Consider the following 14,208-nt stretch of genomic DNA (forward strand, 5'->3'; position numbering starts at 1 on the left):
GATAATTGTGATTCAGAAGTAACGGTAAATTACTCAGAAACAATTACAGGACAGGATGATGAATGTGCATCGGTATATACAATAACAAGAACTTGGACAGTAAGTGATTGTGCAAACAATACCACAACACATACACAAACAATCGAAGTAGAGGATACCAAAGCACCAGAGTTTGTAGAAAGCTTACCAGCAGATACAACAGTAAGTTGTGATGCCATTCCAGAGGCTGAAGTATTGACTGCAACAGATAATTGTGATTCAGAAGTAACGGTAAATTACTCAGAAACAATTACAGGACAGGATGATGAATGTGCATCGGTATATACAATAACAAGAACTTGGACAGTAAGTGATTGTGCAAACAATACCACAACACATACACAAACAATCGAAGTAGAGGATACCAAAGCACCAGAGTTTGTAGAAAGCTTACCAGCAGATACAACAGTAAGTTGTGATGCCATTCCAGAGGCTGAAGTATTGACTGCAACAGATAATTGTGATTCAGAAGTAACAGTAAATTACTCAGAAGCAATTACAGGACAAGGAGAAGGATGTCCTTCAGAGTATATAATAATTAGAGTTTGGGAATCTCAGGATTGTGCAGGAAATAAGGTGAGTCATACTCAAGAAATTAAAATAGAAGATAGTGAGGCACCAGAACTGGTTACAAACTTAACAGACATAAATGTGAGTTGTGATGAGATTCCAGAAGCACCAACATTAGAATTTGTAGATAATTGTTCAAGCAACGTAACACAAACAAACTTTGAAGAGGAAAATACTTTTGATGGAACAAACAATGATTATCAAATAATAAGAACATGGACTGTTGCTGATGATTGTGGAAATACAGCAGAATTTGTTCAAAACATAAATGTAACAATAGAAACAGTAACAACAACAATAGCAGATTCAAAATGTATTGATGATGGTATTGTAGACTTAAACGATTATTTATCAAACATTAGTACAGATGGTGAATGGGAAGTAACAAGTGGAAATGTAACACTTACTACAGATAACACATTTGATCCTTCAAATATAGCTTTAGGAGATTATGTATTTACCTATACAGTTGCTAATGAAGGTTGTTTATCATCAATTAGTTTAACAATAAATATTAATGATGATTGTGTGGTATTACCGTGTGGGCAAGAAGATGTAATTATATCTAAAGCAGTAACACCAAACGGAGATACATGGAATGAATTTTTTACAGTAACAGGAATCGAATCGTGTGGATTTATAACCAATGTTAAAATATTTAATCGTTGGGGAGCAAGAGTTTACGAATCGAACAACTATGCAAATGATTGGAACGGAATTTCAGATGGATCAACATTTGGATCGGCAAAAAGATTGCCAGCAGGAACTTATTATTACATAGTAGTGTTAGAAAATAGTGGATTAAAACCATTTACAGGAGCAATTTATTTAGGAACCAAATAATGTATAAGCTATGAAGCAAAATTACAGATTTCATATAATTTTCATTTTAATAATTACAACTGTATTTAACGTTGAAAGTCAACAGTTACCTCAGTTTACCCAATACATGTACAATACAATATCGGTAAATCCAGCATATGCAGGAAGTAGAGAAGTATTGAGTATTGTAGGATTGCATAGAAGCCAATGGGCAGGTTTTGGAAAAGGACCAGAAACTCAAACATTGTCAATACATACACCACTTAGAAATGATCGAATAGGTTTAGGATTGTCATTTATAAATGATAAGTTAGGATATGAGAATTTCACATATCTGTATGGAGATTTCTCTTATACAATTAATCTAAGTGAAGAAACTAGGTTAGCATTCGGATTAAAAGCTGGATTTACTCAATATAATTTAGATGATGAATTGATTGCAGCAGAAGCAAGTGATCCTGGAATTAGTGGTGTTAGAAATAGATGGGAACCAAATGTAGGAGCAGGACTCTACTTACATACGAATAAATGGTACTTAGGACTATCAGCTCCAAGATTATTGAATATAGATCATAACGATTTAACAATTGGAGGAGTTGATTACGGAATTGTAGATAAAGTGAGTTATTATCTAACAGCAGGTTATGTATTTAATTTAAGTAATAGTGTAAAATTTAAACCAGCAACCTTAATCAAAGCCACAAATGGAGCGCCATTGTCATATGATGTAACAGCAAATTTTCTTTTCAATGAAAAGTTTTGGTTAGGAGGATCTTATAGATTTAATGAATTTACAGGAGCTTTAGGAGCTATCGTAGATTTTCAAGTATCTAGACAATTTAGAGTCGGATATGCATATGAGTATCCTCTATCGGATATAAATCAATTTTCTAGCGGAACACATGAAGTCTTATTAATGTATGAGTTAATTAAGGTGAATAGAGTAAAATCGCCTAGATATTTTTAAAAAGTATAGATATGAAGACAAAAATTACATTTTTAATATTGATTTTTTGCTTTTCTTATTCTTTTTCACAAAAAAGAGTAGCAGATAAGTTCTTTAAAAACTATGCATATATAAAGGCATCAGAATTTTATAAAAAAGCAATAAAAAGAGGAGATAGTAGTTCTTATACTTTGACAAAGTTGGCAGATTGTTATTACAATAATTCAAATTCAAAAGAAGCTAATAAATGGTATGCTATAGCAGCCCAAAAAGATGAAGGCTTAACTAATGAAAGTATTTATAAATATGCACAATCATTAAGAAGTGTAGGAGAATATAAAAAAGCTGAAGAGTGGCTAGAAAAATTGCCTAGTAATAATTTTCAGATTATAAATGTAGATTATGAGAAACTAAAAGCACTTAATAACGATTCAATAAAAATTACCAACTTAGATGTTAATACTAAAAATTCAGATTTTGCACCTTATGTTCATAAACATAAGTTCATGTTTGCTTCTACAAAGAATGAGAAGGGAAAAATGTACGAATGGAATAATGAACCTTACTTGGATTTATATGAAGCCACCATTATAGATTATGGAAATTCAAAGTCAATAGAAAATGTAATTCCTTTAACATCATCAAAAATAAATACTGGGTTTCACGAATCGAGTATAGCTATTACCAATGATGGAAAAACCATGTATTTTACAAGAAATAATCTGAACAAAAGAAATAAGTTAGATTATGATAAAGAAGGAACATCACATTTAGAAATTTTTAAAGCAACTCTAGTAAATGGAGAATGGACAAATATAGAAGAATTACCATTTAATGACGAAGTATATTCAAATGGACATCCAGCCTTAAGTCCAGATAATAAAACATTGTACTTTACATCAAATATGCCTGGAGGTTATGGTTTAACAGATATTTACAAAGTAGCAATACTACCTAATAATACGTATGGAGAGCCCGTAAATATGGGAGATAAAATAAATACAAGTGGGAGAGACATGTTTCCATTTGTGTCATCAGATTATACATTTTATTTTTCATCAGACGGTTATGAGAATTTAGGGTTATTAGATATTTATAAATCGGATTTATTAAAAAACAATTCGGGAGAAGTAAAAAATTTGGGAGCACCATTTAATAGTGGATATGATGATTTTGCTTTTTTTATGAATGAAGATAATAAAACAGGATACTTTTCATCAAATAGACCAGGAGGAAAAGGAAAAGATGATATTTATAGTTTTGAATCATATAAATGTATGCAATTGGTTAGTGGAGTAGTGTATGATAGTAAAACAAACGAAATTTTAGCAAATGCTTTAGTAGAATTTATTGGTGAAGATGGAAAAGTGATTAAAAAAATAACAACAACAGAAGATGGAGCTTTTGAGTTTGAAGCAGAATGTAAAAAGAAATACACACTTAGAGGTACAAAATTAGATTATAAAGACGATTTAAAGAATATAGAAACAACAAATATTCATCATCAAAACATCAAACAAGATTTATATCTAACTCCATTGATAATTGATAAAGAAATTGTGATAGCACCTATCTTTTTCGACTTTGATAAGTGGAATATAAGGCCAGATGCAGCTTTTGAACTGGAATATGTTGTGAAGGTTTTAAAAAATCATCCAGATATGATTATTAAAATAGAATCACATACTGATAGTAGAGGAGGCGATTTATACAACGAAGTATTATCAGATAAAAGAGCAAAATCAACAAGAGATTATATCATATCAAGAGATATAGCGCCTGAAAGAATAGAAAGTGCCATAGGATATGGAGAAAAACAATTAGTAAATAAGTGTAAAAATTATGTTCCTTGTACAGAAGAGGAACACCAAGAAAATAGAAGATCGAAGTTTATAATATTAAATGATTATAAATAATTATTTCTTCCTCCCGTAATGTAGTTTATAAAAAAGCCTTCACTTAATAAATGTTAAATGAAGGCTTTTACTTATTGTTAATAATTCAAATAAACAATAAAACTATTTCTTTATAAAAATATTGGTAAAGTACCATTTACCTTCAGAATCTTTCTCAGCAGAAATTTCAAAATGAGTAAAGTTACCTTCTATATTTTTTTTGTGACCTTCACTTTTAATCCATGCATTTACTACAGATTCAGCAGAAGAATAACCATAAGCAACATTTTCACCAACACCAGTAGCATTAGCATTTTGTGTTAAATATTGTTTACGTTGATAGAAAAAATCGTGTGAGATTTTATTCTGATCAATCATGTAATTGGTATGGTTATTTGCTTGATATTTAATTGCTTGGAGTTTATTTAGGACAGATAACCCATTAGCAACTCGGTGATTATTGATGAGTACTAGTACTTCAGACTCAATAGATTTCTCAGCGATAACAGTAGTTGACTCAGAAGGATTACCAGCCAATTCTATTTCGCTATTTGACGAACAAGATGTTAAAACCAGTGCAAACAACACTAGCAATAACCGTAGGGGTTGGTTATTCATAGGGGTATAGGGGTTATAAAAATGAGCTACAAATATAAGGGTAAAATAACTTAAAGTGTTGGTTGTTAGTTAAAAAGGGGCATTTTCCTATGTTAAATAGCCTGTTTTATAAAGTCCTCATATTCATAAAAGAACAACTCAAATTGCTCCATAGTTTCTACATAAAATTCATAGCAATCACGCCAAGTATTTTTGTTATGAATACTGAATTTTTTCTCAAAAGGAACATAAATTCGATGGATAATTTTACGATTATCTAACTCAAAGTTATCATCGTAAATAACTTCAGGTAAATATTCTGTTTCTAAGATTTTTCTTAAAGAAAGTAACTGATCATATAGTAATTCATTGGCAATACTCTCAGGGTGTTCAAAATCTAAGCAAACAGACGCTTTTTTTCTATCAGCCTGAAATTTAAAAGCAAAACCTTTAATTTTAGTATTATACAAAAGCCATTTTCTAGGAAAAGATTTTCCAAAGCTAGTCCAAAACTCTTTACGTAAATGAGCAGATTCTTCTTTACTAAACATTCTTATCCATGTACTTTAGCAGCAGTTCCACGATTTCTCATCATTTCAGCTTCAAAAGCAATTAAATCGTTCCACTTCTTGTCAACTATTTCTCTATCCTGATATTTTCTAGCAAAACCTAAAAAAGTAGTGTAGTGATTTGCTTCAGAAATCATTAAATCTCTATAGAATTTAGATAATTCTTCGTCTTCCATATTTTCAGAAAAAACTTTGAATCGCTCACAACTTCTAGCCTCAATAATTGCAGCAATTAATAAACGTTGAATTAAAGCTTCTGTACGATCTTTTGTTTTGGTAAAGAATTTTTGCAGTTGAATAGCATAATCATTCTTTTGCTCTCTCCCTAAAACCATTCCTCTTTTTACCATAAAATCATGCACCATTTTAAAATGCTCCATTTCTTCTATAGCAATAGCACTCATACTTTGTACAAGTTCAGTTTCTTCAGAATAGTTAATAATTATAGATACAGCATTAGACGCGGCTTTTTGCTCTAAAAAAGCGTGATCAGTTAATATCTGTTGTAAATTATCTTTAGCAATATCGGCCCAAGAAGTTTCCGTTTCAAATTTTAATCCTAACATGTTCTTATTTCAATATGGATGGCAAAATTAAGCATTATTAAATTCAAGAAAGAATTGTTCTCAAATTTCTTTTAAAAAAGCCAATTTTTTAAGGTATTTTTTTGATCGTGATATTTCTAAAATATGTAACTTTGATATACTTCGAGAAATTAATAAGAAAAGCTATTTTGCTATGAGAAATACTATTAAAATATTAGTGCTAATCATCTTAATGTTAGCTCTTAATGCATGTAAAAAAACAGGAGGCCAAGAAAGTGATATCAATGCTTACACAGAATACGTTTCTGTATTTCCAGAAAAGCTAGTTTCCATTACTCCAAAGTTCAATTTTTATTTAAAGAAAAAAATAGATGAAGCAACTGTAAATAACGATGTGTTTACAATTAGCCCAAAAGTAAAAGGAGAAACAACTTTTAAAGACAATGTTATTTCATTCATCCCAAGTGAAAAATTACAAAGCAATCAAGAGTACAAATTAACATTGCATTTATCAAAGTTATATAATGATATTGATTCAGGTTTAAAAGACTTTACAATTAAAGTAAAAACCAAAGAACTACTTTTTAATGTCTCATTAAATTCACCAAAAGTATACAATAAAGATACGTATGTTGTTGAAGGAATTTTAACAGCTAGTGATGTAGTAGAAAGTTCAAAATTACCTGAACTAGTCAAAGCAAATTATAATGGAAGCGAAGTAAATATAAAGTTTGAAACGTTTGAAAAGTTTGCTTCAAAAGTACATTTTAAAATAGATAGCTTACAGCGTTTTGATGACGATAAGGTTTTAAAAGTTTTATGGGATGGAACAGCTATAAAATCTACATCAAAAGGAGAAAGAGAATTAATAATTACTGGAAAAAACAATTTTAAAGTTTTAAATGCAGAAGTAGTAAATGCTGATAAACAGCATATAGAAATTAGTTTCTCAGATCCAATTAAAAAAGGACAAGATTTAAGAGGTTTAATCCAATTTCAAAATACACAAAAGAGAAGATTTACTTATAAAATTAGTAATAACATAGTAAATGTATACCCGAAAATAACTTTTAAAAATAAAGTAGATTTAACTGTTTTTAAAGGAATAAAGAATACAGAAGGATATGCTCTAAAAGAAAGCTTTAGTAAGACATTACATTTTGAGCAGCTAAAACCAACAGTTTCATTTATAAAAAGCGGTTCAATTTTACCAAACTCAAGCAATTTAAAAGTCAATTTTAAAGCGGTTAATTTAAAAGCGGTTGATGCAACAGTTTATAAAATTTATAAAAATAATGTATTACAATTTTTACAGTACAATAACTTAAATAACCAGGGAAATTTACGTTATGTAGGAAGACCAGAAGCAAAATATACTATAAATTTAACCAATCAAGGAGTAGATTTAACAAAAGAAAATGCTTTTGCTATTGACTTATCAGAAATATTAGCTGTTGAAGATGGAGCAATGTATAGAGTAGAATTTACATTTAACCAAGAATACTCAAATTATACATGTGATGGTTCAGTTAATAATAACACGATTATTTACGGAAAAAAGAAAATAGATACTAAGCAATATGATAACCAAAACTATTATAGTGATGGATATTATAATTATAACTGGAGAGATAGAGAAAATCCGTGTACCACTTCTTATTACTACGATAAAAAAGTTAGCACAAATATTTTAGCAACTAATTTAGGAGTAATAGTAAAAAAAGGAAATAACAATAAAACGTTTGTAGCTGTAACTGATTTATTAACAGCAGAACCAGCAGCAGGAGCAAAAGTTACCTTGTATAACTTACAGCAACAGCCAATAAAAACAGTAACTACAAATAAAGAAGGAATAGCAACTTTTGAAGATATTCATAACGCATTTTTTGCAGTAGCAACTAAAAGTAATAATACAACTTACATTAAATTGAATGAAGGAAATGCTTTGTCAATGAGTAAGTTCGATGTTTCAGGAACAAAGCTTCAAAAAGGAATCAAAGGATATATTTATGGAGAAAGAGGAGTTTGGCGACCAGGAGATCATTTATACCTAACATTTGTGTTAAATGATAATGCAAATCCATTACCAGAAAAGCATCCTATCAAATTTGAATTGATAAATCCACAAGGCAAAATAATAGAGAGAAAAGTTTTATATAAAAACAAGTATAATGTATATCCGTATGCGCCAAAAACAAGTCAAGAAGCAATTACAGGAAACTGGAAACTGAGAGTGACTATTGGTGGAGCAGTGTTTACAAAGACATTAAAAATAGAAACGATAAAACCAAATCGTTTAAAAATAAAATTAAAAACAGTATCGGAAGTAATAAAAGCTAATGAGGCAATTAATGGCGACGTAGAAGTAAAATGGCTACATGGAGCAATTGCAAGAAACTTAAAATTGGATATCAATGGAAAATTCAGACAAACCAAAACAACATTTTCAAAATTCAAGAATTATAATTTTGATGATGTTACAAGAAGGTTTGGAACAGAAGAATTTTCAGTATTAAAAGGGAAATTAAATAATGAAGGAGAAACTACATTTTCTGTAAAACCAAAATTAGACAATAAAGCACCAGGAATGCTAAAAGCAAGCTTTATAACAAAGGTTTACGAAAATGGAGGAGATTTTAGTACGGATGTATTCACTAAAAAAGTATCACCATATACAAGTTATGTAGGATTATTAAATGCAGAAGAACAGCAATCAAAAAACTATTTGTTTACAGACGAAAAGTATACATTTAATGTAGCAACGGTTAATGAAAAAGGAGTAGGAATAGCAAATCGTTTGGATGTAAAAGTATATAAATTATCATGGAGATGGTGGTGGAGTACTTCGGATAATGGATTATCTAGTTATGATGGAACACGTTATCATGAGCCTTATAAAACAGTACAAGTTAAAACAGGAGCAAACGGGAAAGGATCATTTGATTTAAAAATAAGTGAAAATGATTGGGGACGTTATTTAATAAAAGTTACAGATAAAGAAAGTAGGCACGTAACATCGAATGTGGTGTATTTTGACTGGCCATCTTGGTATGGAAAGAAAAAAGGAAGTCAAGATAAAACCAATGCAACAATGCTTGTTTTTACAACAGATAAGGAAACTTATAACGTAAAAGAAACAGCAACAGTAACATTTCCGTCATCAGAAGGAGGAAGAGCGTTAATTACAATAGAAAATGGAACAGAGGTATTAGATCATTTTTGGGTACCAACAAAGGCTAAACAAACAAAATTCTCTTTCCCAGTATTAGCAAACTATACACCTAATGTTTTTGTGAATATATCCTTATTACAAAAACATAGTCAAACAGTAAATGATTTACCAATACGAATGTATGGATCAATACCAATGATGGTTAATGATCCAGCAACAAAATTGACGCCAGAAATACAGTTAGCAGATGAATTAAGACCAGAATCGGTTGCAAATATTAGAGTAAAAGAAAAAGATGGAAAACCAATGACGTATACAATAGCATTGGTAGATGATGGATTATTAGATTTAACACGATTTAAAACACCAAATCCATGGAATACATTTTATGCAAGACAATCGTTAGGAGTTAGAACTTGGGATATTTTTGATGATGTAATAGGAGCTTACGGAGGAAAAGTAAATCAGATATTGAGTATTGGAGGAGACGAAGCAGAAGCAGGAAGTAAGAATAAGAAAGCCAATCGATTCAAACCAATGGTTACTTATTTAGGACCATTTAATTTAGAAAAGGGAGATATTCAAAAACATTCTATAAAGATACCAAAGTATGTAGGATCGGTAAGAGCAATGGTAGTAGCTACAAATGCAAAAGAAGAAGCATATGGAAGTGATGAAAAAACAGCATTTGTTCGAAAACCAGTTATGATTTTAGCATCATTGCCTAGAAAAATAACACCACAAGAAACAGTAACCTTACCAGTAACAGTTTTTGCAATGAAACCAGAAATTAAAAATGTTAAGGTTACGGTTTCACCTAACCAAGCTTATACTATAGAAGGAAGCAAAACACAAACAGTTACATTTAGCCAGCCAGATGAAAAAATGACGTACTTTACATTAAAAGTAAATGATTTTAAAGGAATAGGAAAAGTAAAGATAAATGCAAGTTCAGGAAGTGAAAAAGCATCTTATGAGGTAGAAATTGATGTGTTAAATCCAAATCCAGTAACTACAGAAGTAAAAGATTTAGTGGTAAAATCAAATGAAAATAAAGAAATTGATTTTACAACTTTTGGAACCAAAGGAACAAATTCAGCTACCGTTGAATTGTCTACTTTACCTCCAATGAATTTTACAAAACGTTTAGGATATTTAATACGATATCCACATGGTTGTGTAGAGCAAACAACATCAAGTGCTTTTCCACAATTGTATTTACCAGAAATATTTGAATTATCAAAAGAAAAACAACGAGAGATAGAACGAAATGTAAAAGCGACAATTCAACGATTATCAGACTTCCAAATAGCAAATGGAGGCTTGTCTTACTGGCAAGGAAATTCTAGAGCAGATAATTGGGGAACATCTTATGCAGGACATTTTATGATAGAAGCAGCCAAAAAAGGATATGTATTACCAATAGGTTTTAAATCAAATTGGATTAGTTATCAGAAGCAACAAGCACGCAATTGGAGAAATAATTCAAGCTATAGTAATAATGCACTTTCGCAAGCGTATAGATTGTATACTTTGAGTTTAGCAAATAGTCCAGATTTAGCTTCAATGAATCGTTTAAGAGAAACAAGAAGTATTTCAAATGAAGCAAAAATGCGTTTAGCATCAGCATATGCATTGATTGGAAAAAAATCGATTGCTAAAGTTATTTTAGGAACTTTAACAACAGAGAATTATTCTAGAAGATATTATTATAATTATGGTTCTGAAACTAGAAACAAAGCAATGGCATTAGAAACCTATACATTGTTAAATGATGAAGTAAAAGCAATAAAATTAGCTAAAGAGATTGCAGAAACCTTATCTAGTGAGCAATGGATGAGTACACAATCTACAGCATTTAGTTTGTTAGCTATGAGTCAGTATGCATTGCAAAATGGAGAGAATACAGGAATACATGCTAAATTTACTATCAATAGTAATTCAAAAAATATCAATATTCAAAAAGCATTATATGCTGAAGATATAGAAGAAATTAAAAAAGAGAATACATTTAAAATTTCAAACAAAAGTAAAGGAGTATTGTATGTACGATTATTGAACAAAGGAATTTTACCAGTAGGTGTAGAAAAAGTAGTTCAAAAGAATTTAGAAGCAACAATAAATTATAAAACAAAAGGAGGAGATCGTATAGATCCTACAAATATATCGCAAGGAACAAACTTTATAGCTGAAATTACGATAAGAAATTCAACTAATGATAAAGTAGAAAATGTTGCATTAACAGAATATATACCGTCAGGATGGGAAATTGTAAATACTAGATTTACCGATTTTGGTAACAATGCATCCTCTTCAAAAGTAGATTATACAGATATTAGAGACGCAAGCATAAGTAACTATTTTACCTTAAATAAGTACGAAACAAAAACGTTTAGAGTATTATTAAATGCATCGTATTTAGGAACCTATTATTTACCAGGAGTACAAGTAGAAGCTATGTATGATAATGATTATATAGCACGTACAAAAGGACAGTGGGTGAATGTAGTGAAATAATATTTGTAAAGTAACTTTTTTATTAGGACTACAATTTGTAGAATAAATTTGAAGCTTATTGATTTTTCAATAAGCTTTTTAATTTGTAAAATACTTAATCCTTTCTAGTTAAAGACTGCCTATCTTTGCCCTGAATAAAAATTTCATAGATATTTTAAGAATTATGGGAATTAGTATAAAAACACAAGAAGATATTTTAGCCAAATTGAATATCTATGAACTAAATGAAATGCAACAAAAAGCCATTTCAACAATTGATACCACTACTAATACAGTAATACTTTCTCCAACAGGAACAGGAAAAACATTGAGTTTTCTATTACCAACATTAAAATTAATAGATCCTAATAAAAAAGAAGTTCAGGTACTAATATTGGTTCCTTCAAGAGAATTAGCTATTCAAATTGAACAGGTAATTAGAGAAATGGGAACAGGTTTAAAAGTAAATGCCGTATATGGAGGACGTTCAATGGCGAAAGATAAAACAGAACTAAAACATATACCTAGTATCTTAATTGGCACACCTGGGAGAATTGCTGATCATTTCGCAAATAATCGTTTTTCTAAAGAGCATATAAAGACATTAATTTTAGATGAGTTTGATAAATCGTTAGAAGTAGGTTTTGAATATGAAATGCGAGGAATTATAAATCAATTAGCTAACATTAATAAACGAATTTTAACTTCAGCAACCAAAGAGACTGAAATTCCAGATTTTGTATGCTTAAACAATCCAACAGTATTAAATTACTTAACTGGAAAAACACCTAAAAAGCTGACGCTAAAAACAGTGATATCTCCTTCAAAGAATAAGAATCAAACATTAGTAGAGTTATTACAACATATAGGAAATCAGCAAGGAATTATATTTTGTAATTTGAAAGATAGTATTCAGCAAGTCAGTGAATTTTTAATCAAGAATAAAATAGCACATAGTTGTTTTTCTGGAGGAATGGAACAAAGAGACCGTGAACGATCATTAATCAAGTTTAGAAACGGAACTAGTCAGGTATTATTAGCTACAGATTTAGCTGCTAGAGGAATTGATATTCCAGAAATGAAATATATAATTCATTATGAGCTACCACAACGAATAGAGGAATTTACACATCGAAATGGTAGAACTGCTAGAGTAAACGCAAAAGGAACTGCTTATATTTTAAAATGGCAAAAAGAAAATTTACCAGAGTTTATTAAAGATGCACCTAATGCAGATATTTCACATAAAGAAAAAATGAAATCTCGTTATTGGGAAACCCTATTTATTTCAGGAGGAAGAAAGGATAAAATTTCAAAAGGAGATATTGCAGGTTTATTCTTTAAAAAAGGAGATTTAACTAAAGAACAAGTAGGCGTGATAGAATTAAAGCAAGATTGTGCTTTTATAGCAGTACCTGTAACCGAAGCAAAACGACTAGTTGAAAGCTTAAATAATAGACGTTTAAAGAATAAAAAAGTACGCATTAGTATTGTATAAAAAAGATTAGAGCAATAAAAAAGGAGTAACTTAAATAATAAGTTACTCCTTTTTTATATTATCTCTCACCATTTAAAATCTCTTTAACAGCAGCTTGGTATTTTTTGGGATTAGTGGCCTTCTTAATTTTTTTATAGGTCTTACGAGGATCGGAAAAAGATTTTGAAAAATATTCCCAAAAACCTAGCATTTTCATCTTAATAGGAGTTGGTCCTGATAAAGCGGCATCGTATTGTTCATATATCTCGTTATGAAAAGCTTCAAAACGTTTCCATCTATCCTTAGGATACTCTGTAGTATTATCTTTTATCATTTGTGGTAAGAATGGATCAGCAATTAATCCGCGACCAATCATAAAATGCGTAATACTAGGAAAACGTTCTTTCATAGCATTAAAGCCATCAACAGAAGTAATATCGCCATTATAATACAATTGATGTTTAGCTACATCTATACATTTTTGAAAAGCATCTAGGTCTACACCACCTTTGTACAATTGTTTTCCAATTCGAGCATGAATAGCTATACTTTTCAAAGGGTATTTATCTAAAATAGGAAAAGAGTGCAAAATTTCTTCACTATTTTCATATCCCATTCTCATTTTCATTGAAACGATAATGTCTGTTTCGTTATGGGCTTTGTGTAAGACTTCATCTATTCTAGCAGGATTACATATTAATCCAGATCCCATACCAGATTTGGTAACCATTGGGTAAGGACAACCTAAGTTCCAATTTAATTCTTTATACCCTAAACTTTGAACATATTTAGCAACAAACAAAAACTCATCAGGATCATTGGTAATAACTTGAGGAATAACCGTTAAAGTTGTGTTATTTTCAGGTAATAAATCACGTTCGTAACTCGATTTTATTTTAAATTTCCCATTCAAACGAATATAAGGAGCATAATAGGTATCAATACCACCAAAATATTTGTTTTGGGCATTTCTAAAACGAAAATCGGTAAATCCTTGTAAAGGAGACGAAAGTAAGGTGAAACTCATTAGTATATAATAAGCTGCAAATATAACTTTCTTAACTTTATATTTTAAGCATA

Annotated in this window: 9 protein-coding genes; 5 read left to right on the plus strand and 4 right to left on the minus strand. The window is 30.2% G+C overall.

Translation table 11 applies throughout. The features are described from left to right. From MHN29_RS14175 to MHN29_RS14185, 3 genes are all read left to right on the plus strand, one after another. On the plus strand, positions 1-1,452 hold a 1,452-nt coding region (locus MHN29_RS14175), incomplete at its 5' end, for a gliding motility-associated C-terminal domain-containing protein (RefSeq protein ID WP_239176081.1). Positions 1,453-1,462: 10 nt separating this feature from the next. After that, on the plus strand, positions 1,463-2,398 hold the full coding sequence (locus MHN29_RS14180; protein WP_235275208.1) for a type IX secretion system membrane protein PorP/SprF: 936 nt from the start codon (positions 1,463-1,465) through the stop codon (positions 2,396-2,398). 11 nt (positions 2,399-2,409) lie between these two features. Continuing rightward, positions 2,410-4,293, plus strand: a complete 1,884-nt coding sequence (locus MHN29_RS14185) for an OmpA family protein (RefSeq protein ID WP_235275209.1) — start codon at positions 2,410-2,412, stop codon at positions 4,291-4,293. A 102-nt stretch (positions 4,294-4,395) separates the two neighbouring features. Here the strand turns inward: MHN29_RS14185 and MHN29_RS14190 are convergent, their stop codons facing one another. From MHN29_RS14190 to MHN29_RS14200, 3 genes are all read right to left on the minus strand, one after another. Further along, the gene (locus MHN29_RS14190; protein WP_235275210.1) at positions 4,396-4,890 is read right to left on the minus strand and encodes a CAP domain-containing protein; all 495 of its coding nucleotides are present in this window, start codon (positions 4,888-4,890) and stop codon (positions 4,396-4,398) included. 92 nt (positions 4,891-4,982) lie between these two features. After that, positions 4,983-5,420, minus strand: coding sequence for a DUF4268 domain-containing protein (locus MHN29_RS14195; protein WP_235275211.1), 438 nt, complete (start codon positions 5,418-5,420; stop codon positions 4,983-4,985). Positions 5,421-5,422: 2 nt separating this feature from the next. Then, on the minus strand, positions 5,423-6,004 hold the full coding sequence (locus tag MHN29_RS14200) for a tRNA-(ms[2]io[6]A)-hydroxylase (protein ID WP_150898485.1): 582 nt from the start codon (positions 6,002-6,004) through the stop codon (positions 5,423-5,425). 172 nt (positions 6,005-6,176) lie between these two features. Between MHN29_RS14200 and MHN29_RS14205 the strand changes: the two genes are divergently transcribed. Together MHN29_RS14205 and MHN29_RS14210 are read left to right on the plus strand one after the other, a co-directional pair. Continuing rightward, positions 6,177-11,672 carry an alpha-2-macroglobulin gene (locus tag MHN29_RS14205; RefSeq protein ID WP_235275212.1) on the plus strand — a complete coding sequence of 1,832 codons (5,496 nt, stop codon included), beginning with the start codon at positions 6,177-6,179 and terminating at the stop codon, positions 11,670-11,672. 163 nt (positions 11,673-11,835) lie between these two features. Continuing rightward, complete coding sequence (locus tag MHN29_RS14210; RefSeq protein ID WP_235275213.1) at positions 11,836-13,149, plus strand: DEAD/DEAH box helicase; 1,314 nt, start codon at positions 11,836-11,838, stop codon at positions 13,147-13,149. Positions 13,150-13,207: 58 nt separating this feature from the next. Here MHN29_RS14210 and MHN29_RS14215 read toward each other — a convergent pair whose 3' ends face one another. Beyond that, positions 13,208-14,155, minus strand: coding sequence for a tRNA-dihydrouridine synthase (locus MHN29_RS14215; RefSeq protein WP_235275214.1), 948 nt, complete (start codon positions 14,153-14,155; stop codon positions 13,208-13,210). Positions 14,156-14,208 lie beyond the last annotated feature (53 nt).

It is taken from the genome of Tenacibaculum sp. Cn5-46, from assembly GCF_022347705.1.
GTDB lineage: Bacteria > Bacteroidota > Bacteroidia > Flavobacteriales > Flavobacteriaceae > Polaribacter > Polaribacter aiptasiae.

What these genes read in the sequence shown, in the direction of transcription:
- MHN29_RS14190 (WP_235275210.1), bottom strand. Translation starts at nt 4,890, where the DNA reads ATGAATAACCAACCCCTACGGTTATTGCTAGTGTTGTTTGCACTGGTT.
- MHN29_RS14180 (WP_235275208.1), top strand. Translation starts at nt 1,463, where the DNA reads ATGAAGCAAAATTACAGATTTCATATAATTTTCATTTTAATAATTACA.
- MHN29_RS14200 (WP_150898485.1), bottom strand. Translation starts at nt 6,004, where the DNA reads ATGTTAGGATTAAAATTTGAAACGGAAACTTCTTGGGCCGATATTGCT.
- MHN29_RS14195 (WP_235275211.1), bottom strand. Translation starts at nt 5,420, where the DNA reads ATGTTTAGTAAAGAAGAATCTGCTCATTTACGTAAAGAGTTTTGGACT.
- MHN29_RS14215 (WP_235275214.1), bottom strand. Translation starts at nt 14,155, where the DNA reads ATGAGTTTCACCTTACTTTCGTCTCCTTTACAAGGATTTACCGATTTT.
- MHN29_RS14205 (WP_235275212.1), top strand. Translation starts at nt 6,177, where the DNA reads ATGAGAAATACTATTAAAATATTAGTGCTAATCATCTTAATGTTAGCT.
- MHN29_RS14210 (WP_235275213.1), top strand. Translation starts at nt 11,836, where the DNA reads ATGGGAATTAGTATAAAAACACAAGAAGATATTTTAGCCAAATTGAAT.
- MHN29_RS14185 (WP_235275209.1), top strand. Translation starts at nt 2,410, where the DNA reads ATGAAGACAAAAATTACATTTTTAATATTGATTTTTTGCTTTTCTTAT.